This is a genomic window from Erwinia sp. JUb26 (assembly GCF_003751505.1).
Taxonomy (GTDB): Bacteria; Pseudomonadota; Gammaproteobacteria; order Enterobacterales; family Enterobacteriaceae; genus Erwinia.
Window position 1 is genome coordinate 261,870 of sequence record NZ_RJVB01000008.1, and the last position, 26,149, is coordinate 288,018.

The 26,149-nt window shown below is 59.3% G+C and carries 21 protein-coding genes and 1 other annotated feature; of the genes, 9 read left to right on the forward strand and 12 right to left on the reverse strand.

Annotated elements, in window-relative coordinates; all coding sequences use genetic code 11:
• The first annotated feature begins 27 nt into the window (after positions 1–27).
• A complete protein-coding gene (locus tag EC836_RS20165; protein ID WP_123336396.1) occupies positions 28–975 on the forward strand; it encodes a 2-hydroxyacid dehydrogenase in 948 nt (315 codons plus the stop codon).
• Between the two features lie 39 nt (positions 976–1,014).
• On the opposite strand, the gene deoR is transcribed toward EC836_RS20165, so the two are convergent.
• The 9 genes from deoR to atzF form a co-directional block, all read right to left on the reverse strand.
• A complete protein-coding gene (gene deoR, locus EC836_RS20170; protein WP_123336399.1) occupies positions 1,015–1,758 on the reverse strand; it encodes a DNA-binding transcriptional repressor DeoR in 744 nt (247 codons plus the stop codon).
• A gap of 160 nt (positions 1,759–1,918) precedes the next feature.
• Positions 1,919–2,617, reverse strand: a complete 699-nt coding sequence (gene urtE / locus EC836_RS20175; RefSeq protein WP_123336401.1) for an urea ABC transporter ATP-binding subunit UrtE — start codon at positions 2,615–2,617, stop codon at positions 1,919–1,921.
• Position 2,618: 1 nt separating this feature from the next.
• Positions 2,619–3,410 carry an urea ABC transporter ATP-binding protein UrtD gene (gene urtD / locus EC836_RS20180; protein ID WP_123336403.1) on the reverse strand — a complete coding sequence of 264 codons (792 nt, stop codon included), beginning with the start codon at positions 3,408–3,410 and terminating at the stop codon, positions 2,619–2,621.
• Positions 3,403–4,479, reverse strand: coding sequence for an urea ABC transporter permease subunit UrtC (gene urtC, locus EC836_RS20185; protein ID WP_123336405.1), 1,077 nt, complete (start codon positions 4,477–4,479; stop codon positions 3,403–3,405). The genes urtD and urtC overlap by 8 nt, the downstream gene beginning before the upstream one ends.
• Entirely contained in the window at positions 4,479–6,038 is a 1,560-nt protein-coding gene (gene urtB, locus EC836_RS20190; RefSeq protein WP_123336408.1) for an urea ABC transporter permease subunit UrtB, read from the reverse strand. Before urtB ends, urtC begins: the two co-directional genes overlap by 1 nt.
• A 77-nt stretch (positions 6,039–6,115) precedes the next feature.
• Complete coding sequence (urtA, locus tag EC836_RS20195) at positions 6,116–7,384, reverse strand: urea ABC transporter substrate-binding protein (protein ID WP_123336410.1); 1,269 nt, start codon at positions 7,382–7,384, stop codon at positions 6,116–6,118.
• 28 nt (positions 7,385–7,412) lie between these two features.
• Positions 7,413–8,123, reverse strand: coding sequence for a GntR family transcriptional regulator (locus tag EC836_RS20200; RefSeq protein ID WP_123336412.1), 711 nt, complete (start codon positions 8,121–8,123; stop codon positions 7,413–7,415).
• Between the two features lie 10 nt (positions 8,124–8,133).
• Positions 8,134–11,751 carry an urea carboxylase gene (gene uca, locus EC836_RS20205; RefSeq protein ID WP_123336414.1) on the reverse strand — a complete coding sequence of 1,206 codons (3,618 nt, stop codon included), beginning with the start codon at positions 11,749–11,751 and terminating at the stop codon, positions 8,134–8,136.
• Complete coding sequence (gene atzF, locus EC836_RS20210; protein ID WP_123336416.1) at positions 11,744–13,546, reverse strand: allophanate hydrolase; 1,803 nt, start codon at positions 13,544–13,546, stop codon at positions 11,744–11,746. The genes uca and atzF overlap by 8 nt, the downstream gene beginning before the upstream one ends.
• Positions 13,547–13,808: 262 nt before the next feature.
• Here atzF and sltY point away from each other — a divergent pair, with 262 nt between their 5' ends.
• Positions 13,809–15,731, forward strand: a complete 1,923-nt coding sequence (gene sltY, locus EC836_RS20215; RefSeq protein WP_123336418.1) for a murein transglycosylase — start codon at positions 13,809–13,811, stop codon at positions 15,729–15,731.
• A 99-nt stretch (positions 15,732–15,830) separates the two neighbouring features.
• On the forward strand, positions 15,831–16,163 hold the full coding sequence (gene trpR, locus EC836_RS20220; protein ID WP_123336420.1) for a trp operon repressor: 333 nt from the start codon (positions 15,831–15,833) through the stop codon (positions 16,161–16,163).
• On the opposite strand, the gene yjjX is transcribed toward trpR, so the two are convergent.
• Complete coding sequence (yjjX, locus tag EC836_RS20225; RefSeq protein WP_123336422.1) at positions 16,160–16,684, reverse strand: inosine/xanthosine triphosphatase; 525 nt, start codon at positions 16,682–16,684, stop codon at positions 16,160–16,162. The genes trpR and yjjX overlap by 4 nt on opposite strands.
• A gap of 49 nt (positions 16,685–16,733) precedes the next feature.
• Between yjjX and gpmB the strand changes: the two genes are divergently transcribed.
• Positions 16,734–17,381: a 2,3-diphosphoglycerate-dependent phosphoglycerate mutase GpmB gene (gene gpmB / locus EC836_RS20230; RefSeq protein ID WP_123336424.1), complete on the forward strand. Its 648-nt coding sequence runs from the start codon at positions 16,734–16,736 to the stop codon at positions 17,379–17,381.
• A 44-nt stretch (positions 17,382–17,425) separates the two neighbouring features.
• Here the strand turns inward: gpmB and robA are convergent, their stop codons facing one another.
• Positions 17,426–18,304 (reverse strand): MDR efflux pump AcrAB transcriptional activator RobA, encoded by an 879-nt coding sequence (gene robA, locus EC836_RS20235; RefSeq protein WP_123336426.1) that lies wholly within the window; start codon positions 18,302–18,304, stop codon positions 17,426–17,428.
• 215 nt (positions 18,305–18,519) lie between these two features.
• Here robA and creA point away from each other — a divergent pair, with 215 nt between their 5' ends.
• Positions 18,520–18,996: a protein CreA gene (creA, locus tag EC836_RS20240; protein ID WP_123336428.1), complete on the forward strand. Its 477-nt coding sequence runs from the start codon at positions 18,520–18,522 to the stop codon at positions 18,994–18,996.
• A gap of 76 nt (positions 18,997–19,072) precedes the next feature.
• Here creA and arcA read toward each other — a convergent pair whose 3' ends face one another.
• Positions 19,073–19,789: a two-component system response regulator ArcA gene (gene arcA, locus EC836_RS20245; RefSeq protein WP_123336430.1), complete on the reverse strand. Its 717-nt coding sequence runs from the start codon at positions 19,787–19,789 to the stop codon at positions 19,073–19,075.
• A 612-nt stretch (positions 19,790–20,401) separates the two neighbouring features.
• Here arcA and EC836_RS20250 point away from each other — a divergent pair.
• The 4 genes from EC836_RS20250 to thrC all read left to right on the forward strand — a co-directional run bounded on the left by EC836_RS20250 (position 20,402) and on the right by thrC (position 26,141).
• On the forward strand, positions 20,402–21,100 hold the full coding sequence (locus EC836_RS20250; protein WP_123336432.1) for a tRNA/rRNA methyltransferase: 699 nt from the start codon (positions 20,402–20,404) through the stop codon (positions 21,098–21,100).
• Positions 21,101–21,315: 215 nt separating this feature from the next.
• Positions 21,316–21,431: a sequence feature (Thr leader region), on the forward strand.
• A gap of 25 nt (positions 21,432–21,456) precedes the next feature.
• Entirely contained in the window at positions 21,457–23,919 is a 2,463-nt protein-coding gene (gene thrA / locus EC836_RS20260; protein ID WP_123336436.1) for a bifunctional aspartate kinase/homoserine dehydrogenase I, read from the forward strand.
• A 2-nt stretch (positions 23,920–23,921) separates the two neighbouring features.
• On the forward strand, positions 23,922–24,851 hold the full coding sequence (thrB, locus tag EC836_RS20265; protein WP_123336438.1) for a homoserine kinase: 930 nt from the start codon (positions 23,922–23,924) through the stop codon (positions 24,849–24,851).
• 3 nt (positions 24,852–24,854) lie between these two features.
• Complete coding sequence (thrC, locus tag EC836_RS20270; protein ID WP_123336440.1) at positions 24,855–26,141, forward strand: threonine synthase; 1,287 nt, start codon at positions 24,855–24,857, stop codon at positions 26,139–26,141.
• Positions 26,142–26,149 lie beyond the last annotated feature (8 nt).

A 26,149-nucleotide genomic window follows, 5' to 3' on the forward strand; every position in this document is an offset into this window, starting at 1 on the left:
TTTGTCTTATAAATTATGGAGATATCGATGAGAGTCCTGATCGCGGCGCAAGAAAATGCCTGGGGCGGCATGATCCAGCAGCTTCGTGAGACGCTGCCCGACGTTGAGTTTGTCGCTTCCGCAGAGCAGGCCGGGAAGAGTCTGGCCGGGTTTGACGCGCTGATCCCGACCATGACCCAGGTCAGCGAGTCGCTGCTGCACACCGCCGATCGGCTGAAGCTGATCCAGCAGTCGGGTGCCGGGCTGGAGCGGGTGGATATCGCCGCCGCTCGCGCTCGTGGCATCGCGGTCGCCAACGTGCCGACCGATATCTCCGGCAATGCGGACTCGGTCGCCGAACTGGCCATCTGGATGATGCTGGGCCTGGCCCGTAAAGCCAGCGAAGTCCCGCAGATGCTGGCGGATCGTCGGCTCGGCCAGCCGATTGGCCTTGGCCTGAAGGGGAAAACCGTGGGGCTGGTGGGCCTCGGGGGCATCGGCAAGGCGCTGGCGCAGCGGCTGGCGGCGTTTGATATGCGGGTAACCGGTGTTAAGCGCAGCGTGGACGCGGAGTTTGCCCGCCGCCATCGGCTGGACTGGCTGGGCACCATGGAACAGCTGCCTGAGCTGCTGGCCGAGTCCGATTTTGTGGTGCTGAGCCTGCCGGATAACCCGGAAACGCACCATATTATTGACGAACCCGCGCTGGCGAAGATGAAGCCCGGCAGCTTCCTAATTAACGTGGGTCGGGGTGGTTTGATCGAGAAGGGCGCACTGCTGGCGGCGCTGGAGAGCGGACAACTGGCCGGAGCCGGGCTGGACGTGTTCTGGCAGGAGCCGCCGGACCCGCAGGATGGACTGTTCCGCCACAACGTGATCGCCACGCCGCATATCGGCGGCGTGACCGATATTTCCATCAGTGGGATTGTGGCCGGGGTGTGTGAAAATCTGCGCCGTCTGCGCGACGGCGAGGCGATCCTTAACGATCGATCTTAAAGCCTGACGGGCTGTCGGTTGCCGGTAGGGACGTCAGCTTTATGGGCAGATCACCGGGATCCCCAGATCCTGTGGCGGAGCGGCGTCGCTGATCAGCCCGTCGAAGGCGCTGAGATCGGCGATGCGCGCCGGCAGCACCTTGCCGAATTTGCTGCTGTCGGCCACCAGCAGCCGCTGGCGCGCGCGCTGAAGCGCCAGCAGTTTCACCGGCAGCTCGTTGAGGTTGTAGCAGCTGGCGCCCTGTTTGATATCCACGCCCGCTGCGGAAATAAACGCTTTATCCGGGCAGAGATTGTCCATCACCGACAGCTGGCCCAGCGGTGTAAACATGGCGTTGTCCGGGTGGAATTCACCGCCGCAGAGGATCACCCGGCAGGCCGGTTTTTCCTTCAGGGCAAGAAACGTATTCACCGCACAGCAGACGGCGGTAAACGGCAGATCGTTATCGATGGCGTCAATGATCCAGGGGATCGTGGTACCGCAATCCAGATAGATCGTCTCATTGGGGTTAATCAACGCCGCCGCCCGCACGCCAAGTAACCGCTTTTGTTCCACGTGCTGGCTCATCTGATCGGAAACAAAGTAGTGGCTCTGATTGCGAATGGGATCGGCAACGATATAACCGCCGAGCAGCACCACCGCGTCGGGACCTTCATTCAGATCGCGGCGGATAGTCATCTCAGAGACGCCCAGCAGCCGGGCCGCTTCTTTCAGATGGATTTTATCGGTGCGCTTCAGCGCCTGGGCCAGCTTGTTTATGCGCTCGTCGCGCCGGGTTTCCATGATGGTTCTTCCAATGTGGCGAATGACGGTGAAGGTAAACGATTACCCTGGACCATTTCAGGCATTTGGAGTGTACCTTCAACAGGATAGCGCCGCAAATTCCGCGCAAACCTGCCGGAAAACCGATCCTGGCCGCACGCAGGCGCGGCCAGGGCGGGTGTCAGATCGCCACCAGCCCGCGTACGCCGTCCGCTTCCATATCCTCGCCGCGACCGCGCTGCACAATTTCCCCGCGCGACATCACCAGGTAGCTGTCGGCCAGCTCGGCGGCGAAGTCATAGAACTGCTCAACCAGCAGGATCGCCATATCGCCGCGCGCTGCCAGCCCGGCGATCACCGCACCGATCTCTTTGATCACCGAAGGCTGGATCCCCTCGGTGGGTTCATCCAGGATCAGCAGCTGCGGTTTACAGGCCAGCGCACGCCCGATCGCCAACTGCTGCTGCTGGCCGCCGGACAGATCGCCGCCGCGCCGCTGCCGCATTTCCAGCAGCACCGGGAAGAGCTGCCAGATCTCCTCCGGCACTTTAGCGGCCTGCGCGCCGGAAAAGCGCGCCAGCCCCATCAGCAGGTTCTCTTCCACGGTCAGGCGGGGAAAGATCTCGCGGCCCTGCGGCACGTAGGCGATCCCGGCCTGTACCCGCTGGTGTGGTTTGCGGCTATTGATGGTCTTATCCTGCCAGCTGATGGTGCCGGATTTCGCAGGGATCAGCCCCATCAGGCATTTCAGTAGGGTGGTTTTCCCCACCCCGTTGCGGCCCAGCAGGCAGGTAACCTCGCCGGGGCGGGCCTCAAACGACAGCCCGCGCAGAATATGGCTGCCGCCGTAGTACTGATTCAATTCCGATACTTTTAACATGTCAGCGCCCCAGATAGACTTCAATAACCTGCTCGTTGGCCTGTACCTGGCGCAGCGATCCTTCCGCAAGCACCTGGCCCTGATGCAGCACCGTCACGTGGTCGGCAATGGTTTCCACAAAGCCCATATCGTGCTCCACCACCATCAGCGAGTGCTTCCCGGCGAGGCCGCGAAACAGCTCGGCGGTGTACTCGGTTTCGGCATCGGTCATCCCGGCGGCCGGTTCGTCCAGCAGCAGCAGATGTGGGTCCTGCACCAGCAGCATGCCGATCTCCAGGAACTGCTTCTGCCCGTGTGAGAGCAGTCCGGCGGTGCGCTGGCGGCTGCCGCCGAGGCGTAGCAGCTGGAGGACCTCATCAATCCTGTCCTGCTGCTCGCCGTTGAGCTTTGCCCGCAGGCAGGCCCAGACGGATTTATCGGTTTTCAGCGCGATTTCGAGATTTTCAAACACCGTCAGCGCTTCAAACACCGTCGGCTTCTGGAACTTGCGGCCAATGCCGACGCGGGCGATTTCCGGCGGCGACAGGGTGGTGAGGTCGGTATCCTGGTCGTAGACTACCCGGCCAGTATCCGGGCGGGTTTTCCCGGTGATTACGTCCATCAGCGTGGTCTTGCCCGCGCCGTTGGGGCCGATAATGCAGCGCAGTTCGCCCACGCCAATCTGCAATGACAGATCGGTCAGCGCCCGGAAGCCGTCAAAGGAGACATTGATCTTCTCCAACTGCAGGACCGGGTCGGTTTGTCTGCGGTGGCGGTCGGACGGATGGGGCTGGGTAAACAGTTGTTCAGTCATGTTTCCTCCTGCGCAGCAGGCCGATCACGCCACGCGGCAGGAATAGCGTAACGAGAATAAACATCAGGCCGAGGAAAAACAGCCAGAATTCAGGGAAGGCGACGGTGAACCAACTTTTCGCGCCGTTAACGATCGCTGCACCCAGCATCGGGCCAATCAGCGTGCCGCGCCCGCCCAGTGCGACCCAGATAGCGGCCTCGATCGAGTTGGTCGGCGACATTTCGCCGGGATTAATAATGCCGACCTGCGGCACGTACAGCGCACCGGCCAGCCCGCACAGCACCGCCGACAGCGTCCAGACAAACAGCTTAAAGCCGCGCGGATCGTAGCCGCAGAACATCAGGCGGTTTTCCGCATCGCGCACCGCGGTCAGCACGCGGCCGAACTTGCTGCGGGCCAGCGCAAAGCCGATGCCGAGGCTGATAACCAGCAGCAGCACGGTGGCGACAAACAGCCCGATGCGCGTGCCGGTGGTGGTAATCGGGAAGCCGAGCAGCGTGGTAAAACCGGTGAAGCCGTTGTTGCCGCCAAAGCCGGTTTCATTGCGGAAGAACAGCAGCATCCCGGCATAGGTCAGCGCCTGGGTCATGATTGAAAAGTAGACCCCTTTGATCTTCGATCGAAAGGCAAACCAGCCGAACACCAGCGCCAGCACCCCCGGCACCAGCACGATCAGGCATAGCGCCCAGGCGAAGTGCTGCGTTCCGGCCCAGAACCACGGCAGCTCGCTCCACGACAGGAACGACATAAAGGCGGGCAGGCCATCACCGGCGGCCTGACGCATCAGGTACATACCCATCGCATAGCCACCCAGCGCGAAGAACAGGCCGTGGCCGAGCGAAAGCAGCCCGGCGTAGCCCCATACCAGATCCAGCGCCACGGCGACGATGGCGTAGCAGAGAATTTTGCCGACCAGCGTCAGCGTATAGGTCGACAGCGCCAGCGGGTTATCCTGCGGCAGCAGCGCGAGGAACGGCAGCACCAGCAGGGCCAGCAGCAGCACCGCTCCCAGCCCGAGGGTCAGACGCGGCGCTTTTTGCGCCACGGTTAGCGTCATGGGTTGCGTCATCAGTCAATCACCCTTCCTTTAAAGGCGAACAGCCCCTGCGGCCGCTTCTGGATAAACAGCACGATCAGCACGAGGATCAGGATTTTGCCGAGCACGGCCCCAATCTGCGGTTCCAGCACCTTATTGAGAATACCGAGGCCGAGTGCGGCCACCACCGTGCCCGCCAGCTGGCCAACGCCGCCGGTCACCACCACCAGGAAGGAATCGATGATATAACCCTGGCCCAGTTCCGGCCCGACGTTGCCCAGCTGTGAGAGCGCCACGCCGCCCAGTCCGGCAATGCCGGAACCGAGGCCGAAGGCCAGCATATCGACGCGCCCGGTAGGCACGCCGCAGCAGTCGGCCATCGCGCGATTCTGCGTCACCGCCCGCACGTTCATCCCCAGGCGGGTTTTATTCAGCAGCAGCCAGGTCAGCACCAGCACGCCGACCACAAACACCATCACCGCCAGGCGGTTGTACGGCAGGACGAGGTTCGGCAGCACCTGCATGCCGCCGGAGAGCCAGGCCGGGTTAGCCACTTCGAGGTTCTGGGTGCCGAATACCACGCGCACCAGCTGGATCAGCATCAGACTGATGCCCCAGGTCGCCAGCAGCGTTTCCAGCGGGCGGCCGTAAAGATGACGGATAATGGTGCGTTCCAGCACCATGCCGATGGCGGCGGTGATAAAGAAGGCCACCGGCAGCGCCAGCAGCGGATAGAATGCCAGCCACTCCGGGGCAAAGCGTTGAAACAGGTTCTGCACCATCCAGGTGGCGTAGGCACCGAGCATCAGCATCTCGCCGTGGGCCATATTTATCACCCCCAGCAGGCCGTAGGTAATCGCCAGGCCGAGCGCCGCCAGCAGCAGCACGGAGCCCAGCGACAGGCCGGTAAAGGCCTGGCCGAGCACCTCGCCCAGCATCAGACGATGGCGGATCTGCTTCAGGCTGTCGGCGGCGGCGGCGCGTACGCCGGCATCCGCTTCATTTTGTGGCGACAGCAGGCGTTCCAGGCTGGCCTGGGTTTGCGGATCGCTGGTTTCGCCCAGCAGTTTGACCGCCTGCAGGCGTACCTGCGGATCGCCGTCGGCCAGCTGCAGCCCGGCAACGGCCTGGGCTAATACCGCGTGTACGTCGCTATCCTGCTCTGCGGCCAGACGCTGGCGCAGCAGCGGCAGCTGATCGGGCTGAGCATCATTTTGTAGCGCGCGCGCCGCCTTCAGCCGCGTGGTGGCCTGCGGGCTGACCAGCTGATGGGCGGCCAGCGTGGTGGCAATCATCGTGCGCAGTCGGTTGTTCATAAACAGCTTTTTGGTGGCGCCTACCGGTGCGGCGCTGCCTTCCAGCGGCGTCAGCCGATCTTTAAGTTGGTTGAAGGGCTGTTTGTTTTCGTCCAGAACCATGGTTTCACCGTGCAGGGCCTGCAACAGCGGCAGGCGGGCAGGGTCCGGCGCGGCGGCCCACTGCTGGAGGATCTTCAGCTGATCGCTGCGGCTGGCGGCGGAAAAGTCCGCTGCCGGTCCGGCCACGGCAAGGCATGGCAGGCTGAACAGCAGTATTAGCAGCAATCGCATCATAGTGTGCTCTCTCGCTTTTCTCGGGTGCGATGAATTTCAGCGGGCCAGGCAGCGCCTGGCCCTTCGGAACGGGACTATCAGTTGGTAGTTTTTACCGGGTGGTCAGGCTTTTTGTCGTTACCGGCGATGTACGGGCTCCACGGCTGGGCGCGAACCGGCTTATCGGTCTGCCACACCACGTTGAACTGGCCGTTATCTTCGATTTCACCAATCATCACCGGTTTGTGCAGGTGGTGGTTGGTCTGATCCATGGTCAGGGTGAAGCCGTCCGGCGCGGCAAAGGTCTGTCCGGCCATCGCGGCACGCACTTTATCCACGTCAGTGGTGCCCGCTTTCTCTACCGCCTGCGCCCACATATGGATGCCGACATAGGTGGCTTCCATCGGGTCGTTGGTCACGACGGTATCGGCGTTCGGCAGCTTGTGCGCTTTGGCATAGGCTTTATACGCCGCAACAAACTTGGCGTTAGTCGGGTTATCCACCGATTCGAAGTAGTTCCACGCGGCCAGGTTGCCGACCAGCGGCTTGGTATCAATCCCGCGCAGCTCTTCTTCCCCTACCGAGAAGGCCACGACCGGCACGTCGGTCGCTTTAATGCCCTGGTTCGCCAGCTCTTTGTAGAACGGCACGTTAGAGTCGCCGTTGATGGTGGATACCACCGCCGTTTTGCCCCCGGCAGAGAACTTTTTAATGTTGGAAACAATAGTCTGGTAGTCGCTGTAGCCAAACGGCGTGTAGACCTCTTCGATATCGCTGTCCTTCACGCCTTTAGAGTGCAGGAAAGCGCGCAGGATCTTGTTGGTGGTGCGCGGATAAACGTAGTCGGTACCCAGCAGGAAGAAGCGTTTTGCCGAGCCACCGTCTTCACTCATCAGATACTCAACCGCCGGGATCGCCTGCTGATTTGGCGCGGCGCCGGTGTAGAACACGTTCGGCGACATCTCTTCGCCCTCATACTGCACCGGATAGAACAGCAGGCCGTTCAGCTCTTCAAACACCGGCAGAACGGACTTGCGGGATACCGACGTCCAGCAGCCAAACACCACGGCGGCCTTATCCTGCGTCAGCAGCTGGCGGGCTTTTTCCGCAAACAGCGGCCAGTTAGAGGCGGGATCGACCACCACCGGCTCCAGCTTTTTGCCCAGCACGCCGCCCTTGGCGTTGATCTCATCAATAGTCATCAGCGCCACGTCCTTCAGCGGCGTTTCGGAAATCGCCATGGTGCCGGAGAGCGAGTGCATAATGCCGACTTTAATGGTGTCGGCCGCCTGAGCGTTCCAGGATAATCCCATGCCAATAACGGTGGCAGAAAGTGCAAAGGCCTTGAGCAATGAACGTCTTTTCATCAGTAATCCCCTGAAATTTTTTAAAAGATTATGTGGGTGAAACCGTGTGTAGCCTCGCCTGTTGGAGCATATGCAATGTGATTTTTCTGACCTCTGCCTTGCTGACGGCAATATGGTCGGTCAGAATTTTTTGGGCCTCCTCGCTTTGCTGGTGTAGTACCGCGTTTAAGATCTGCGCGTGTTCGTTATAGGTGGCATCAACGCGATCCTCACGGGTGAAGTCGAGGCGGCGGATGATGCGGATTTTTTCGGTTAACTCACTGTGAATACGGGCCATTTCCTCGTTGCCTGCGGCGGAAACCAGCGCCATATGAAACGCCTCGTCATGCAGGGAAACGGCAATAAAGTCCGCCAGGCGCGGTTCATCGATCCAGAAGCACGTCAGCCGGTCGAGCAGCTCGCTGCACTGCCTTGCGGGCAGGCGGCACAGCCTTTTCACCGCCTCGCACTCCAGCACCGTGCGCAGGTCGTACAGTTCTTCGAAGTACGCAAAATCAAACTGGCGAACCTGCCAGCCGAGGCGGTTCCACACTTCGACATAGCCTTCACGCTCCAGGCGAAACAGCGCCTGACGCACCGGAGTACGGCTGACCGCCATGCGTGCGGCGATTTCGCTTTCGCTGAAGCGGTCGCCCGGCATCAGACGAAAGTCAAAAATGTCATTTTTCAGTGCGTGATAGACGCGATCGGCCAGCACCTCCGGCCGATCTTTGCTGTTTTTCTGCGACGATCCCTGCATATTCAGATCCCTATTCCAGCCACAGCAGCGCATCGCCCGGACTGACCGGACGGCCTGACTGACAGCCAATGCGTTTTACCCGACCGGCCTGCGGTGCGTTGATTGCCAGCTCCATTTTCATTGCCTCTACCACGATTAGCGGCTGTCCGGCCTCAACGACGTCACCTTCCTGCACCAGAATTTTCCAGATGTTGCCGTTCATATCGGCACTGACCTGCAGGGCGCTGTCGTCCTCTTCCGGCGGCAGCAGATTCTCGCTGCTGCTGAGCGGTGCGCCTTCCTCTTCCTGCGCCCACAGCGCCACTTCGGCATCAAAAGCGCTGGCCTGGCGACGGCGGAAATCGGCGATAGACCCGGCGTTATCGGCGAGGAACTGCGTGTGTTCCGCAAAGTCGAATTCGGTGTGCTCAATACGCACGCTGGCGCGGCCTTCACGGAAATCGTCGCGCAGCACATCCAGCTCGGCTTCGCTGACCGGGTAGAAGCGCACCTGGTCGAAGAAGTGCAGCAGCCAGGGTTCATTCGCAGCAAACTGCGCGTTTTTCAGGAATTTGTTCCAGATAGGCAGCGTGCGGCCCACCAGCTGATAGCCGCCGGGGGAGTCCATGCCGTAGATGCACATGTACATGCCGCCAATGCCGACGGTGCCTTCGGCGGTGAAGGTTCGCGCCGGGTTGTACTTCGAGCTCAGCAGGCGGTGGCGCGGGTCGATCGGTACGGCACAGGGTGCGCCGAGGTAAACGTCGCCCAGGCCGAGGATCAGGTAGCTGGCGTCAAAGATCGTGTCTTTCACTTCGTCACGGCTGCTGAGGCCGTTAATGCGCTGGATAAAGTCGACGTTGTTCGGCAGCCATGGGGCGCTGGCGCGCACGGTTTCCTGATAGCGTTCCACCGCGCCCAGCGTGGCGCTGTCCTCAAAGGCCATCGGCAGATGCACGATGCGCGACGGCACCTTCATCCGGCTGACATCGCCGAGGTTCTTCTCCAGCTCCTGCAGCAGCGTCATCAGCTGTTTCTGGCTGAGAATGCGGCTGTCGTAGCGGATTTGCAGCGAACGTACGCCGGGCGACAGCTCTTCAACGCCGGGCTGGCCGTACTCGCGCAGCGCGGTCATCAGCAGATGGATACGCAGGCGCAGCGCCAGGTCCAGCACGTTATCGCCGTATTCCAGCAGGATGTAATTGTCGCCCGCCTGGCGCCAGACCACCGTTGGCGTGGTGGCGGTGGCTTTCAGTGAGGCGAGGATGGTGGCGGAACCGTGGACGGTTTCCGCCAGCGACGGCACCGCAAAGCTCGGCAGATGCAGCGCGCTCAGGTTTTCCACGCTGCGGGCCTGCGCCTGCTCCAGCGCATGAGCTTCTTCCGCGCTAATCGGGTGGAAGCGCAGACGATCGCCCGGTTTCACCTGGCCGACTTTCCACAGCTCGGCTTTGGCGATGGTCACCGGGCAGACAAAGCCGCCCAGGCTCGGCCCGTCGCGGGTGAGGATCACCGGGAAGTCGCCGGTAAAGTTGATTGCGCCGATAGCGTATTCGCAGTCGTGAACGTTGGAAGGATGCAGCCCGGCTTCGCCGCCGTTAACCCGCGCCCAGCCGGGTTTCGGTCCCACCAGACGAACGCCAAGGCGGTTAGAGTTGTAGTGAACGTGCCAGTCGCTGGCAAAGAATTCATCAATCGACTGCTGGGTAAAGAAGTCGGGTGCGCCGTGCGGTCCGTAGAGCACGCCGATGCGCCACTCATCGCCGTAGACCGGCTGCGCGGCTGCAGGCAGCGCACGGGGCTCGCTGACCGGAGCCGGGGTGGTGCAGGCTTCCAGCTCGGGCTGCGAAATCGCCAGCATATCGGCGACGCGCAGGGTGCGCCCAGCGTGGCCGCCAAACTGGCCGAGGGCAAAGGTCGAACGGCTGCCGAGGTATTCCGGCACGTCGAAACCGTTACGCACCGCCAGGTAGGTACGGCAGCCCTGCTGCGCGCGGCCCAGCGTCAGCGTCTGTCCCGCTTTCACCGCCAGCGGCTGCCAGTAAACGACCTCTTCACCGTCCAGCGTGGCCGGGCAGCGCGCCCCGGTCAGGGCAATCAGCGCATCGCTGTGGAAGCGCAGCGTCGGCCCCTGCAGGGTAAACTCCAGCGCGGCGGCCTCTTCCGCATTTCCGACAATGCGGTTGGCGAGTTGAAAAGCGTAGTCATCCATCGGGCCGGAAGGCGGCACGCCGATATCCCAGTAGCCAAGGCGGCCCGGATAGTCCTGAATGCTGCTCCAGGTGCCCGGCTGAATCACTTCAATCACCGGCGACGCGGCGCTGAAGCTGTCCAGCATGCGCGTCCACACCTTACCGCTGTGGAAGGCGTCCGTGGCGACAACCTGACGCAGATAGTCGAGGTTGGTGGCGATGCCGTGCAGCCGGGTCTGATTCAGCGCGATCTGCATTTTTTTCAGCGCCGCACCGCGGTTTTCGGCATGAACGATCAGCTTGGCGATCATCGGATCGTAGAAGGCGGAAACTTCAGTACCGGTGGTGATCCAGCTGTCCACGCGCACGTCATCCGGGAAGCTGACTTCGGTCAGTACGCCGGGGCTGGGCTGGAAGTTCTTCAGCGGATCTTCCGCGTAGATGCGTACCTCAATCGAGGCTCCCTGCGGAGCCTGAGCCATACGCGCCCAGTCGGGCTGCTCGCCTGCGGCTACCTGCAGCATGCACTCCACCAGGTCCAGGCCGGTGACGCATTCGGTGACCGGATGTTCCACCTGCAGGCGGGTATTCACTTCGAGAAAGTAAAACTCGTCGCGGGCGGCATCGTAGATATATTCCACGGTGCCGGCGCTGCGGTAGTTCACCAGCTCGCCCAGCTTGACGGCGGATTCCAGCAGCGCGCTGCGCGTGGCGGCGGGCAGGCTCGGTGCCGGGGTTTCTTCCACCACTTTCTGGTTGCGGCGCTGAAGTGAGCAATCGCGTTCGCCGAGGGCAATCACTTTGCCCTGGCCGTCACCGAAGATCTGCACCTCAACGTGGCGGGCGCGATCGATACAGCGTTCCAGGAACACGCCCGCATCGCTGAAGAACTGCTCGCCGAGGCGGCGGACGCTCTCCCAGGCGCTGCGCAGCGCGGCGTCGTCCTCACAGCGGGTCAGACCGATGCCGCCGCCGCCTGCGGTGCTTTTCAGCATAATCGGGTAGCCAATGCGTTCTGCAGCGGTCAGTGCCTCATCCAGCGAGGAGAGCAGCGGCGTGCCCGGCGTCATCGGCACGCCTGCGGCGGCGGCCAGTTCGCGCGCCCGGTGCTTCAGGCCAAATTCACCGATCTGATGCGCGGTCGGGCCGATAAAGACCACGCCGGCCTCTTCGCAGGCGGCGGCAAACGGCAGGCTCTCTGACAGAAAACCGTAGCCCGGCCAGATGGCCTGAGCGCCGGTTTCCAGCGCCGCGTTGAGGATCTTGTCAATTTTCAGGTAGCTGTCGCTGGCCTTCTCGCCGCCCAGCGCGATGGCAATATCGGCATCTCTGACATGCTGGGAATTCCGATCCGCATCGGAGAACACCGCCACGCTGGTAATCCCCAGGCGCTTCAGGGTGCGGATGGCGCGGCAGGCGATTTCGCCGCGGTTGGCAATCAGTACGGTATTAAACATGTGACGTCTCCTGACGGGCCAGCCAGTTGCGCCAGCCACCAAATGCGGTGATTTCAGTCGCTTCGGCCAGTGCTGCCGGTTCGCAGATAAAGCCCTTCACCGTGCGGCCATCGGCCAGTTCCAGCGTTCCAATACCCAGCGGGGCCGGGATTTCCGCGACAAACTCGCCGAAGCGGGCCAGCGGGATATCCCACAGCTCAACGATAATCGCCGCGCCCGCGCTGTCTTTCGCCAGTCCGGGTTTTGCCGGCGTGGTGTTGGCCAGCGCATACAGCCGGTAGCAGGCGGCGGTGGTCGTTTCTTCTATCAGCACCGCGTCGCGGCGGGTCAGCTGATGATTCAGCGGCATGCCGGTCAGGTGAGCACCGACCACCGCCACGCGCACATGCAGCGGTGATGCAGGTAATGAAGTGGCAACTGCGGGCTGCGGCAGCCCGGTTGCGCCAAGGCTGAGCGCCTGCTGCTGCTGCCAGCGGCGGCCAAACTCCGCCAGTGCGCGGTCGTACCAGGCCGGAGCGATCACGGTGATCCCGGCAGGCAGTCCATCGGCGCGGAACGGACCGGGCAGCGCCAGCGCGGACAGGTCGGCGAGGTTGGTAAAGTTGGTGTAGGTGCCGAACTGCGAGTTGTAGCGCACCGGCTCCTGCTTCATCTCTTCGAGGGTGTGAATGGTCGGCGAGGTCGGCACCACCAGCGCGTCAAACTGGCTCAGCGTCTGCTGGATCTGGCGGGTCAGCTCGGCGCGCAGGTATTCGGCTTTAAAGGTTTCCACGGCGCTGTAGTTATGGCCGCTGTTGACGATGCCGTACACCACCGGATCCATCTCGTCCGGCCGGTTAAGCATGTCACCGACGGCCACGGTGCGTTCGGCCACCCACGGGCCGTAGTAAAGCTGCTCGGCCAACTGGTGGAACGGGGTGAAATCAATCGGATGCAGCGTTGCACCTCCGGCGGTCAGTGCTGCCAGCGCGGCTTCCCACGCGGCGGCGGCCTGGGCATCACCGAAGAACTCCGGGATAGCCGGAATCGCCAGGCGCGGCGCGGTGGAGAGGGCGGCCGGAGCCAGGCCCGGGTCAATGCGCGAATAGGCATCCTGGCTGTCGTAGCATCCGGCGCAGCTGGCGACGAGGAAGGCATCCTCCACCGTCAGGGCAAAAATCGAAATGGTGTCGTTCAGGCGGCAGGCGGGCAGCATGCCGGTCGCCGACAGCCAGCCTTTGGTCGGCTTCAGGCCGACGATATTGTTAAAGCCGGCGGGTACGCGGCCGGAACCGGCGGTATCGGTCCCGAGGGCAAAACCAACCAGTCCACGCGCGGTCACCGATGCGGAGCCGGAGCTGGAACCGCCGCTGACGTATTCGGCATTAAAGGTGTTGCATACCGCGCCGAAAGGCGAGCGCGTGCCGACCAGACCGGTGGCGAACTGGTCGAGGTTGGTTTTGCCCATCACCACGGCACCGGCCGCCTTCAGTCTGGCTACCGCCGTTGCATCGGCCTCGGCCTGATAAGTGAAGGTCGGGCAGGCGGCGCTGGTCGGCCAGCCCGCGACGTCAATATTGTCTTTAACCGCGAAGGGAACGCCAAACAGCGGCAGCGAGGCCGGGTTCTGCTGCCAGGCCGCCAGCAGCGGTTCAACCTGCGCCCGCAGCTGCGCGGGGGAGGCGAGGTACAGCCAGGCATTATCGGCGATGGAGAGCCCGGCGAGCAGCGACTCCAGCGTGGACAGCACCGAGTCAGGATGCTGCTGATAGTGATGCTGCCAGTCCTGTAACGTAAATCCTGTGGTTAAAGCCATATGTTGAATTCCGTCTGGTATACAAGATGGAATTCAACAGAGCAAAGCGCGTGCCATGTTTTTAACTAACTGAATAGTAGTGGTTTTTATTATTATTGCGTTTTGGTGTGCACAATCAGCGCGCAGCGATTGACCAAAAATGGGGCGCTGAAGGGATTTCGGTAAATATTTGTTCGCCACATGGCGCAACCGGCCGTACCTGGTTAGCATGAAGGGGGTCGTTTCAGGTATTCAGGATTAATAAAGTAAGGTGGGGAAGGTCATGGCGGACAAGTGGCAGTTGTGGACAGTAGCATCCTGTTTGGTGGTGGCAGCAGGCAGCGTGCAGGCAGATTCGCTGGATGCGCAGCGCACCCGCTATTTACAGATTAAGCAGGCCTGGGATAGCAAACAGATGGATACCGTGGCGCAGCTGATGCCCACCCTGCAGGATTATCCGCTTTATCCCTATCTGGAGTATCGCCAGCTGACGCAGGATCTGGGCCAGGAAACCGGCCTGGCGGTGAACGCCTTTATCCAGCGCTATCCGACGCTGCCGCCCGTGCGTTCGCTGCCGGCCCGGTTTGTTAATGAGCTGGCGCGCCGCGAAGACTGGCGCGGGCTGCTGGTATTCAGCCCGCAGGCCCCGAAGCCCGTTGCCGCACGCTGTAACTGGTATTACGCCAAATGGGCTACCGGCGAGCAGCAGGTGGCCTGGCAGGGCGCCAAAGAGATCTGGTTGACCGGCTCGTCCCTGCCCGCCACCTGCGACAAACTTTTCACCGTCTGGCAGCAGGCCGGGCAGCAAAATCCGATCACCACGCTGGAGCGTATTCGCCTGGCGATGAAGGCGGGCAACGGTAGCCTGGTTAACTATCTGGCGAAGCAGCTGCCGGATGATTATCAGACCATCGCCAGCGCGGTAATGAACCTGCAAAACGACCCGATGACCCTTCAGACCTTCGCGGCCAGCGTTGGTCCGACTGAATTTACCCGCCAGGCGACGGCGATTGCCTTTGCCAGCGTGGCACGCACCGATGCGGAACTGGCGCGGCAGATGATCCCTTCGCTGACGGTGCAGCAGAAGCTCGACGAGCAGCAGGTGCAGGAGCTGAAAGAGGCGGTGGCCTGGCGGATGATGGGTAACGACATTACCAGCGAACAGGGCCGCTGGCGTGATGATGTGGTGATGCGCAGTGATTCGACCTCGCTGGTTGAGCGCCGGGTGCGGATGTCGCTGGGCAACAACGATCGCCGTGGCCTGAATACCTGGATTGCCCGCCTGCCGGTGGAAGCGAAGGAGAAAGACGAGTGGCAGTACTGGCAGGCTGACCTGCTGCTGGAACGCGGTCGCAATGACGAAGCCGAAGGCATTCTGCGCAAGCTGATGCAGGAACGCGGCTTCTATCCGATGGTGGCCGCACAGCGGCTGGGCGTGGAATATCCGTTGCAGATTGATAAGGCTCCGGCAATTGACGGCGCGCTGACCACCGGGCCGGAAATTGCCCGGGTGCGCGAGTTGATGTACTGGGGCATGGATAATCTGGCGCGCAGCGAGTGGAGCTATCTGATTGGCAGCCGCACCGCCGGTCAGCAGCAGATGCTGGCCAGCTATGCGCTGAAGCAGGGCTGGTGGGATCTCAGCGTGCAGGCGACCATTGCCGGTAAGCTGTGGAACAGCCTGCAGGAGCGCTTCCCGCTGGCGTGGCAGAGCCAGTTTGAGCGCTACATCGACGGGAAAAGCATTCCGCCAAGCTATGCGATGGCCATTGCGCGCCAGGAAAGTGCGTGGAATCCGAAAGCCCGCTCGCCGGTTGGCGCTTCCGGGCTGATGCAGGTGATGCCGGCCACCGCCCAGCATACGGTGACCAAATTCGGCATCAGCGGCTACAGCAACAGCAGCCAGCTGCTGGATCCGGAAACCAATATTCAGATTGGCACGCAGTATCTGGAATCGGTCTATCAGCAGTTCGGACAGAACCGCATCTTTGCGTCTGCCGCCTACAACGCCGGGCCGGGCCGGGTGAGAACCTGGCAGGGCAACAGCGCCGGGCGTCTGGATCCGGTGGCGTTTATTGAGACCATTCCGTTTTCAGAAACGCGCGGCTATGTGAAAAACGTGCTGGCCTATGACGCCTATTACCGTTATTTCCTTAATAAGCCGGACAAGCTGTTTGCCGACAGCGAGTGGCAGCAGCGTTATTAAAGGGCTTCTCAGGCCGCAGCGGCTGTTGCAGTTGCGGCTTCAAGTATGGCGGGGATGATGCTACACTTCTGTACTAGTTAAATAGTATGGCAACCCATCATGACCGATGATTCCCCTGTTCCGGTATCCGTTGAACCCCCAAATGAAGACTGGTTGCGCTTTGTCGTCCTGATGCAGCGCGCCTATCAGAGCGAACTGCACCTGCCGCTGCTCCAGCTGATGCTGACCCCGGACGAGCGTGAAGCGTTGGGCACCCGGCTGAGGATTGTGGAAGAGCTGATGCGCGGCGAGATGAGCCAGCGCGAGCTGAAGAACGAACTGGGTGCAGGGATCGCCACCATTACGCGCGGATCGAACAGCCTGAAAAGTGCGCCCCCGGCTCTGAAAGCCTGGCTGGAAGCGCAACTGCTCAATGGCAGCGATCGGGTTTAAACCGGCTGGCTGTAAACGTCGTTATGGAACGGGCAGAGGGCGAGGATCAGCGCCTGGTGGTACACGCTGGTGCGGGTCAGATGCCCGGCGGTGAAGGCTCCGATAGCGCCGCCTTTCTGTTTGATATTATCGATGCCGGTCAGACGCGCCATCTCCTCGCCCAGCTCGCGCCCTTCATGTATACCCTTCATCACAATGGCGGGCAGCGTAAAGCTGGCGGAACGGGATTCACCGCGTAGCTTATGATTCTCAATCACCATCCAGGCGAAGGCCGTATCCTCTTCGATTCCGGCTTCAATCGCCACCCAAAAGTCGGCTTCAGGTCGGACCTGTCTGGCATTCATCACTCGCTGGCGTGCGCCAGTTCGCGTTTCTGTATTTGTAATGGGCTGTGCCGCTACGCCACTGTCGACCTCAACACCCTCAATGTGGCAGGATCCTTCTCCGAAAATATCGCTGAAGGCCTGGGTAATTGCCTTAATTTTGGCAGGATTGCTGGTAGCAGCGACAACATGGTACATAATTGTTTGAACCCTTTACGTAAATAATCGCAGTATAACGGAAAAACGTATGTTACAGGTCTATCTTGTTCGCCACGGAGAAACGCTTTGGAATGCCGCTCGTCGCATTCAGGGGCAGTCAGACAGCGCGCTGACTGTAAAGGGAGAATTACAGGCACATCAGGTGGGAGAGCGCGTTAAAAGCCTCGGAATTACCCATGTGATCGCCAGCGATCTGGGTCGTACCCGCCGTACCGCTGAGATTATTGCCGACGCCTGCGGCTGTGATGTTACCGTCGATCCGCGACTGCGCGAGCTGAATATGGGCGTGCTGGAACAGCGCGCGCTGGATTCACTCAACCCGGAAGAAGAAAGCTGGCGCAAGGCGCTGGTGGACGGCACCGTGGATGGTCGCATCCCGCAGGGTGAATCGATGAGTGAGATGGCAGAGCGTATGCATCAGGCCCTCAACGCCTGTCTGGATCTGCCAGAGGGAAGTCGCCCGCTGCTGGTCAGCCACGGCATGGCGCTGGGTGTGTTGCTCAGCACCATCCTCGGCCTGCCGGCTAACGCGGAGCGCCGACTGCGGCTACGTAACTGTTCGATTTCACGTATCGAGCACCAGGAAAGCCCGTGGCTGGCCTCCGGCTGGGTGGTGGAAACCGCCGGGGATATCACCCACCTGGACGAGCCCGCGCTAGACGAACTGCAGCGCTAAATAAAAAAGGGCCGGTATGACCGGCCCCTTACTGTTTCCCCTGCTTACTCCGGCATGCGTCGGATAGGGATCAGATATTCGCAGCGAATCTCCGTCGGTGGCTCAGCACGTTTCTTACCGCCGTGGGTATAGAAGCGCTCGATATCCTGACCGTGACGGCGGGTAAGCTGCAAAGTCGGCATACAGGTGCCGTAAAGCAGCAGGACAAAATCCTGCAGCCCGCTGGTGGATCCTTCATAGGTGAACTGCACGTAGTCCCCCCCTTCCAACGTGACCTGCTGTGCCGAGAGTAGCTGGCTCGAGTTCTGATCGGGCATAACGGCGGTGGTGTAAAGAATTTCCTGCTCGTCATCTTTTTCAGAACTGGGATGTGACTGGTGCAGACCGTACAGCACCGGGGGAACCGTATCCGTTTCGGTCAGAAACTGCCGCCAGAAGTGCAGGCGCATGTCGTCGCGGAAACGGGAAATCTGTTCCAGAGTGCAGGTGTAGCTCTGCGTCTGCCCAAGTAACGCTGTTTCGGGCATGCTGACCCACGTCGGCTCCGGGAGTTTGAAATCTCCAAGGCGAATAGGGGGGCGCAGACCTGATGCGTTCCAGTCGGATGACCGGCGATACCAGGCTGGGGTCTGGTTAAACTGTTTTTTGAAGGCCCGGGTAAAGGTCTGTTGCGAATCAAAGCGGTACTGTAAAGCAATGTCCAGTATCGGACGGCTGGTTAACCGCAGGGCAACCGCCGCTTTCGACAACCGACGTGCACGGATATAGGCACCAATCGCGTGCTCCGTGACGTCTTTAAACATTCTTTGTAAATGCCATTTTGAATAGCCTGCCTTCGCCGCGACGTTATCTAACGACAGCGGTTGATCCAGGTGGCTCTCCAGCCAGACAAGCAAATCTCGAATGATACCGGCTTGGTCCATAAATCGTCCTCAATTCTACTCAGTTCAGTGTTGCAGCAAAAAAGCAAAGTCGGTGGATAGTAGCACTAAAAGCAAAAGTTAAGTACGCGGTTATAGTTTTAAGAATGTGCTGAATCAATTACTCATTGATAGTCGTTCGCGTGAGTAGCCGTGAGCTATGTATGTCATCCGAGATGACATACAATGTTGGCTATTTTCTTTGAAATGGTAACGTCATGACAATTAAAAAATTGTTAATAGTCGCTTCAGTCGCGCTGGTTTCATTCTCTTTACAGGCTGAAGAGGTCGGTTCGGTTGACACGGTTTTCAAATTATTTGGCCCGGATCATAAGATTGTCGTTGAGGCATTTGATGACCCGGATGTGACGAATGTCACCTGCTATCTGAGCCGGGCGAAAACCGGCGGCATCAAGGGCGGGCTGGGGCTTGCCGAGGATACATCGGACTCGGCTATTTCCTGCCAGCAGGTGGGGCCTGTTACGCTTTCAGATAAAATTGCCCAGGGAAAATCGAATGGTGAAGTGGTTTTCCGCAAGCGTACTTCGCTGGTATTTAAAAAGCTGCAGGTTGTCCGCTTTTATGACAAAAATCGTAATGCTTTAATCTATCTGAGTTATTCCGACAAGGTCGTTGACGGCTCGCCGAAAAATGCACTCAGCGCGGTGCCGATTATTCCATGGGGCGGTAAGTGATCTGCGGAACTAATTGATTCTGAGCAAAAAAATGGGCCGAATAAATTCGGCCCATTCAGATTCAATACGGTTTCCGTTAATCTTCCAAATCGCCGCAGAAGCGATAACCTTCGCCGTGAATGGTGGCGATGATCTCCGGGGTATCCGGAATTGATTCGAAATGTTTACGGATGCGGCGAATGGTGACGTCCACAGTACGGTCATGCGGCTTCAGCTCGCGACCGGTCATCTTCTTCAGCAGATCGGCACGGGTTTGAATTTTCCCCGGATTCTCACAGAAGTGCAGCATCGCACGGAATTCGCTGCGCGGCAGCTTGTACTGTTCGCCCTGTGGGTTGATCAGCGAGCGGCTGTTAATGTCCAGCTCCCAGCCGTTGAAGCGATAGCTTTCGACCAGCTTGCGCTCTTCGCTAACTGCGGCCAGATTCATGGTGCGCGACAGCAGGTTGCGGGCGCGGATGGTCAGTTCGCGTGGGTTAAACGGCTTGGTGATGTAGTCATCAGCGCCGATTTCCAGACCGAGAATTTTGTCGACTTCGTTGTCGCGACCGGTCAGGAACATCAGAGCGACATTGGCCTGCTCACGCAGTTCACGTGCCAGCAACAGGCCGTTTTTACCGGGCAGGTTGATGTCCATAATTACCAGATTGACGTCGTTTTCCGTCAGGATCTGGTGCATTTCGGCACCATCCGTAGCTTCATAAACCATGTAGCCTTCGGCTTCAAAAATACTTTTGAGTGTATTACGAGTGACTAATTCGTCTTCAACGATAAGTATGTGCGGGGTCTGCATGTGTTCGCTACCTAAAATTGCCAACAAAACTGGAACAGGACATACCGCTGTCGCGTGGCTGATGTTAAAAATCAGCGGTAAAAGAACAGCAGTACAGAATAATTTTCTGGATACACCTAAGTTACTGTCAACAACATGGTCAGCGTAGCCAAACGGGTGGCGTCTGAATGCCCCGGCAGTGCAAATACGGCATACATCCTAACTGCAACAACGGCAACATAACAGCACTGGCAACAACCATTAAGCAATAAAATAACGCTTAGTTGACTTATATCAAACCAATTGTAGCACGTTAACAGTTTTGTGAAAAACTCTTCCCAGAATGCCAGCTTAGCTCACAAACGGAGCCAAATGCTAACGATTAATCATGGGAGGTTAAACTAACGTTCGCTATACATTTAACAATTGTTAATCAATTGATAAAACTGGTTTTATTTACGTAACATCAGGTTTTTATTGCTTATTCAACAGAAGGCTAGTGTAACATCAGATTCACCGCTTTTAAATTGCTACCGTGGTGCTGTTGGCGAGTTGTTAAATATCACTTTCTGTCATTTGCGCGGCCGGCATGGCAAAGTATCCGCCCGGGTTTTGTTAATAGTAAAGGCGGTTATGCGTTTTCCTCTTATTCTTGTATCCCCCGCTCGTCCTGAAAATGTCGGTGCCGCTGCGCGCGCGATGAAAACCATGGGATTTAGCGAGTTACGTATCGTCAGCAGCGATGTGCATCTTGACGAGGCCGCCAGGCGGGTTGCCCACGGTGCGACGGAAATCCTCGATAACGCCACCCGCTGGGATTCTCTGGCCGCTGCGCTGGAGGACATCGACTTCAGCATCGCCACCACCGCCCGCAGCCGGGCAAAGTTTCGCTACTACGCCACGCCGCAGCAGGTACAAGCCGTGCTGGAAGAAAAGCAGCAGTGGATCGGCAGCGCCGCGCTGGTGTTTGGACGGGAGGATAGCGGCCTGACTAATGACGAGCTGGAGCAGGTCGATTTGCTGACCGGGATCCCGATGGCCGGGGACTATCCTTCGCTGAATCTGGGCCAGGCGGTAATGGTCTTCTGTTATCAGCTTTCGGCGCTGCGCCAGGTCAGTGCGGCCGCAGAACCGGCAGCAGAGGTTCCTCAACTGGCGGCTCTACGCCAGCGTGCGCAGCAGCTGCTGGAGACGCTGGAAGTGGCGGATGACGTTAAACTGGCGGACTGGCTTCAGCAGCGCCTCGGTCTGCTACAGCAGCGCGATACGGCAATGCTGCACCGTTTACTTCACGATGTGGAAAAAAAGCTGGCAGATAAAAACGCTGGTTAATCCCGGATTGATGGCGTGATTTACTGCCAACTTTCGCAGAGATAACAGAACAGATCGGCATCAGGCTAAATTTGTCTCAACTGACGTCGCCGGGCCGGTGGGCCACTGGCGATAAAAAAATTGACTTAGTGGGGCAATTGCTTTACTTCTGAAGGCCGACAGATTTTACAGACAGACAGACGATAAATCTAAAATGCGTAAAAACAGCCTGATTACCACAATCATTATTACCACCACCACCACCACCATTACCACAGGTAACGGTGCGGGCTGACGCATAAAGAGTAAAATAGAAAAAAGCCCGCACCTGAACAGTGCGGGCTTTTTTTTCGTGAAAAATTCAGGAGAGTTTGAACATGCGAGTGCTGAAATTCGGTGGAACCTCGGTAGCCAATGCGGAAAGATTTCTGCGTGTGGCTGACATTCTGGAAAGCAATGCACAGCAGGGACAGGTTGCTACCGTATTGTCCGCGCCAGCAAAAATTACCAATCATCTGGTGGCGATGATTGAAAAAACTATCAGCGGGCAGGATGCGGCGCCGAATATTACCGATGCCGAGCGTATTTTTGCCGAGCTGTTACAGGGGCTGGCGGAAGCCCAGCCGGGCTTCGACTTCGACCGCCTGAAGGGCGTGGTCGATCGGGAGTTCGCGCAGCTTAAGCAGGTTCTGCACGGTATCAGCCTGCTGGGCCAGTGCCCGGACAGCGTTAACGCCGCCATCATCTGCCGCGGTGAGAAACTCTCGATTGCGATTATGGAAGGCCTTCTGCAGGCGCGCGGCTACGGCGTTAGCGTGATCAACCCGGTCGAAAACCTGCTGGCGATTGGGCACTATCTGGAATCCACCGTGGATATCGCGGAATCCACTCGCCGCATTGCTGCCAGTAAAATTCCGGCCAGCAATATGGTGCTGATGGCCGGTTTCACCGCCGGCAACGAGCGCGGCGAACTGGTGGTGCTGGGCCGTAACGGTTCCGACTACTCTGCGGCCGTGCTGGCCGCCTGTCTGCGCGCCGACTGTTGCGAAATCTGGACTGACGTCGACGGGGTTTATACCTGCGACCCGCGCCAGGTTCCGGATGCCAGGCTGCTGAAGTCGATGTCGTATCAGGAGGCCATGGAGCTCTCCTACTTCGGCGCGAAAGTTCTGCATCCCCGCACCATCGCACCCATCGCCCAGTTCCAAATCCCCTGCCTGATTAAAAACACTGCCAACCCACAGGCTCCGGGCACGCTGATCGGCGACAGCGCCAGCGATGACGACACGCCGGTGAAAGGCATCACCAATCTGAACAATATGGCAATGTTCAACATTTCCGGTCCGGGAATGAAAGGCATGGTCGGCATGGCGGCGCGCGTGTTCGCCACTATGTCCCGCAGCGGCATCTCCGTGGTGCTGATCACCCAGTCATCATCCGAATACAGCATCAGCTTCTGCGTGTCTCAGAGCGAGTTGTTACGTGCGCGCAAGGTGCTGGAAGATGAATTCTATCTGGAGCTGAAAGACGGCCTGCTGGAGCCGCTGGACGTGATGGAGCGGCTGGCAGTGATCTCCGTGGTCGGCGACGGCATGCGCACACTGCGCGGGATCTCGGCCAAGTTCTTCTCCGCGCTGGCCCGCGCCAACATCAATATCGTGGCCATCGCGCAGGGTTCTTCCGAGCGCTCTATCTCCGCCGTAGTCAGCAACGATGAGGCGACCACCGGCGTGCGCGTGGTGCATCAGATGCTGTTCGCCACCGATCAGGTGATCGAGGTGTTTGTGATCGGCGTGGGTGGCGTGGGCGGTGCATTAATCGATCAGGTTCATCGCCAGCAGGCGTGGCTGAAGAACAAGCACATCGATCTGCGCGTGTGCGGCATTGCCAATTCGCGTGCGCTGCTGACTAACGTTCACGGCATTCCACTGGAAAACTGGCAGGAACAGCTGCAGGCGACAAAAGAGCCGTTCGATCTGGACCGGCTGAAGCGCCTGGCCAAAGAGTATCATCTGCTTAACCCGGTGATCGTTGACTGTACTTCCAGCCAGCAGGTTGCCGACCGCTACGCCGATTTCCTGGCCGATGGTTTCCACGTGGTGACGCCGAACAAAAAGGCCAACACCTCGTCGTACAGTTATTACCAGCAGATGCGTGCAGCGGCGGCGAAATCACGCCGTAAGTTCCTGTACGATACCAACGTGGGTGCCGGTCTGCCGGTGATTGAGAACCTGCAAAACCTGCTGAACGCCGGTGATGAACTGCTTCGCTTCTCCGGTATTCTCTCCGGCTCGCTGTCGTTTATTTTTGGTAAGCTGGACGAAGGCGTATCGCTGTCTGCGGCCACCAACATGGCGCGTGAGATGGGCTTTACCGAGCCCGACCCGCGTGACGATCTTTCCGGGATGGACGTGGCGCGTAAGTTGCTGATTCTGGCACGTGAGGCAGGCTATCAGCTGGAACTGGATGATATTGAGATCGAAGCCGTGCTGCCGGAAGAGTTTACCGCGATTGCCGATGTCGATACCTTTATGGCTCGCCTGCCGGAACTGGACGATGCGTTTGCGGCCCGGGTTGCCTCGGCGCGTGATGCGGGCAAAGTCCTGCGCTTCGTTGGCGCGATTGAAGAGGGCGGCGTCTGTAAAGTGAAGATCGATGCCGTAGACGGTAACGATCCTCTGTTTAAAGTGAAAAACGGCGAAAACGCGCTGGCCTTCTACAGCCGTTACTATCAGCCAATTCCGCTGGTGCTGCGTGGTTACGGTGCCGGTAATGATGTGACCGCGGCGGGCGTGTTTGCCGATCTGTTACGCACTCTGTCGTGGAAGTTGGGAGTTTAAACATGGTTAAGATTCATGCCCCTGCCTCAATTGGCAACGTCAGCGTCGGCTTCGACGTGCTGGGGGCGGCGGTATCGCCGATTGATGGCACGCTGCTGGGCGACTGCGTCAGCGTAGAAGCGGCTGATGAGTTCAGCCTGCGCAATGAAGGCAGCTTTGTCAGCAAACTGCCCGCCGATCCGAAAGAAAACATTGTTTATCAGTGCTGGGACCGCTTCTGTGAAGCGATCGGCAAGCGCGTTCCGGTGGCGATGACGCTGGAAAAAAACATGCCGATTGGTTCCGGCCTCGGGTCCAGCGCCTGCTCGGTCGTTGCCGGTTTAATGGCCATGAACGAGTTCTGCGGTAAGCCGCTGAACGATACCGAACTTCTGGCGCTGATGGGCGAGCTGGAAGGGCGGATCTCCGGCAGCGTTCACTACGATAACGTTGCCCCGTGCTTCCTCGGCGGCATGCAGCTGATGCTGGAAGAAAACGGCATTATCAGCCAGGCCGTGCCAGGCTTTGATGACTGGCTGTGGGTGATGGCGTATCCGGGGATTAAAGTCTCTACCGCCGAGGCGCGCGCGATTTTACCGGCGCAGTACCGCAAAGAGGATATTATTCGTCACGGTCGCTACCTCGGCGGCTTTATACATGCCTGCCACACGCAGCAGCCGGCACTGGCCGCGAAGCTGATGCAGGACGTGATTGCTGAACCTTACCGTACCCGACTGCTGCCCGGCTTTGCCGAAGCACGTCAGGCGGCGGCCGATATCGGCGCGCTGGCCTGCGGTATTTCGGGTTCAGGGCCGACGCTGTTTGCCGTGTGCAATCAGCTGGATACGGCACAGCGGATGGCAGACTGGCTTCGCCAGAACTATCTGCAAAATGATGAAGGCTTCGTTCATATTTGTCGTTTAGATACGGCAGGCGCACGTAAACTGGGATAACGCATGAAACTGTACAATCTTAAGGATCACAACGAGCAGGTTAGCTTCGCCCAGGCGGTGAAGCAGGGGCTGGGTTCACAGCAGGGCCTGTTCTTTCCGCTGGAGTTACCGGAATTCGAACTGACCGATATTGATGCGCTGCTGGAGGAGGACTTTGTCACTCGCAGCAGCAAAATCCTGTCGGCATTTATCGGCGATGAAATTCCCAAAGAGCAGCTGCTGGCGCGTCTGAAAACCGCCTTTACCTTCCCGGCACCGGTGGCCAGCGTGACGGACGATATCGCCGCTCTGGAGCTGTTCCACGGCCCGACGCTGGCCTTTAAGGACTTCGGCGGCCGTTTTATGGCGCAGATGCTGTCGCATGTCAGCGATTCAGACGAGAAGATCACTATTCTGACCGCCACCTCCGGTGATACCGGTGCCGCCGTGGCTCATGCCTTCTACGGTATGGAAAACGTGCGCGTCGTTATCCTGTATCCGCAGGGTAAAATCAGCCCGCTGCAGGAAAAACTGTTCTGTACGCTGGGCGGCAACATCCAGACTATCGCTATCGACGGTGACTTTGATGCCTGTCAGGCGCTGGTTAAGCAGGCCTTTGACGATGAAGAGCTGAAGAAGGCGATTGGCCTGAACTCGGCGAACTCGATCAACATCAGCCGCCTGCTGGCGCAGATCTGCTACTACTTTGAAGCCGTTGCGCAGCTGCCGCAGGAAAAACGCAATCAGCTGGTGATCTCGGTTCCAAGCGGCAACTTCGGCGATCTGACCGCCGGCCTGCTGGCAAAATCACTGGGCCTGCCGGTGAAGCGTTTTATCGCCGCCACCAATGCCAACGATACCGTGCCGCGCTTCCTGGCCGACGGCCAGTGGACACCAAATGTCACTGTTGCCACGCTGTCTAACGCCATGGACGTGTCGCAGCCAAATAACTGGCCGCGCGTGGAAGAGATTTTCCGCCGTAAAACCTGGCGTTTGCAGGATCTGGGCTTCGGTGCGGTGAGTGATGAAACCACCAAAGAAACCATGCGCGAACTGGCCGACCTGGGCTACATCTCAGAGCCACATGCGGCGATCGCCTATCGCCTGCTGCGCGATCAGCTCCAGGAAGGGGAGTTTGGCCTGTTCCTGGGCACGGCGCATCCGGCGAAGTTCATTGAGAGCGTGGAAGCGATCCTCGACCGCAAGCTGCCTCTGCCGGAAGCCCTGGCCGAGCGCGCGGATCTGCCGCTGCTGTCGCACAAGATGAAGGCCGAGTTCGCCGATCTGCGAGAATTCCTGCTGAAGAAGTAACACTGTAG

Excerpts from the sequence above, each read along its gene's own strand:
- EC836_RS20165 (WP_123336396.1), top strand. The coding sequence starts at position 28 with ATGAGAGTCCTGATCGCGGCGCAAGAAAATGCCTGGGGCGGCATGATC.
- deoR (WP_123336399.1), bottom strand. The coding sequence starts at position 1,758 with ATGGAAACCCGGCGCGACGAGCGCATAAACAAGCTGGCCCAGGCGCTG.
- urtE (WP_123336401.1), bottom strand. The coding sequence starts at position 2,617 with ATGTTAAAAGTATCGGAATTGAATCAGTACTACGGCGGCAGCCATATT.
- urtD (WP_123336403.1), bottom strand. The coding sequence starts at position 3,410 with ATGACTGAACAACTGTTTACCCAGCCCCATCCGTCCGACCGCCACCGC.
- urtC (WP_123336405.1), bottom strand. The coding sequence starts at position 4,479 with ATGACGCAACCCATGACGCTAACCGTGGCGCAAAAAGCGCCGCGTCTG.
- urtB (WP_123336408.1), bottom strand. The coding sequence starts at position 6,038 with ATGATGCGATTGCTGCTAATACTGCTGTTCAGCCTGCCATGCCTTGCC.
- urtA (WP_123336410.1), bottom strand. The coding sequence starts at position 7,384 with ATGAAAAGACGTTCATTGCTCAAGGCCTTTGCACTTTCTGCCACCGTT.
- EC836_RS20200 (WP_123336412.1), bottom strand. The coding sequence starts at position 8,123 with ATGCAGGGATCGTCGCAGAAAAACAGCAAAGATCGGCCGGAGGTGCTG.
- uca (WP_123336414.1), bottom strand. The coding sequence starts at position 11,751 with ATGTTTAATACCGTACTGATTGCCAACCGCGGCGAAATCGCCTGCCGC.
- atzF (WP_123336416.1), bottom strand. The coding sequence starts at position 13,546 with ATGGCTTTAACCACAGGATTTACGTTACAGGACTGGCAGCATCACTAT.
- sltY (WP_123336418.1), top strand. The coding sequence starts at position 13,809 with ATGGCGGACAAGTGGCAGTTGTGGACAGTAGCATCCTGTTTGGTGGTG.
- trpR (WP_123336420.1), top strand. The coding sequence starts at position 15,831 with ATGACCGATGATTCCCCTGTTCCGGTATCCGTTGAACCCCCAAATGAA.
- yjjX (WP_123336422.1), bottom strand. The coding sequence starts at position 16,684 with ATGTACCATGTTGTCGCTGCTACCAGCAATCCTGCCAAAATTAAGGCA.
- gpmB (WP_123336424.1), top strand. The coding sequence starts at position 16,734 with ATGTTACAGGTCTATCTTGTTCGCCACGGAGAAACGCTTTGGAATGCC.
- robA (WP_123336426.1), bottom strand. The coding sequence starts at position 18,304 with ATGGACCAAGCCGGTATCATTCGAGATTTGCTTGTCTGGCTGGAGAGC.
- creA (WP_123336428.1), top strand. The coding sequence starts at position 18,520 with ATGACAATTAAAAAATTGTTAATAGTCGCTTCAGTCGCGCTGGTTTCA.
- arcA (WP_123336430.1), bottom strand. The coding sequence starts at position 19,789 with ATGCAGACCCCGCACATACTTATCGTTGAAGACGAATTAGTCACTCGT.
- EC836_RS20250 (WP_123336432.1), top strand. The coding sequence starts at position 20,402 with ATGCGTTTTCCTCTTATTCTTGTATCCCCCGCTCGTCCTGAAAATGTC.
- thrA (WP_123336436.1), top strand. The coding sequence starts at position 21,457 with ATGCGAGTGCTGAAATTCGGTGGAACCTCGGTAGCCAATGCGGAAAGA.
- thrB (WP_123336438.1), top strand. The coding sequence starts at position 23,922 with ATGGTTAAGATTCATGCCCCTGCCTCAATTGGCAACGTCAGCGTCGGC.
- thrC (WP_123336440.1), top strand. The coding sequence starts at position 24,855 with ATGAAACTGTACAATCTTAAGGATCACAACGAGCAGGTTAGCTTCGCC.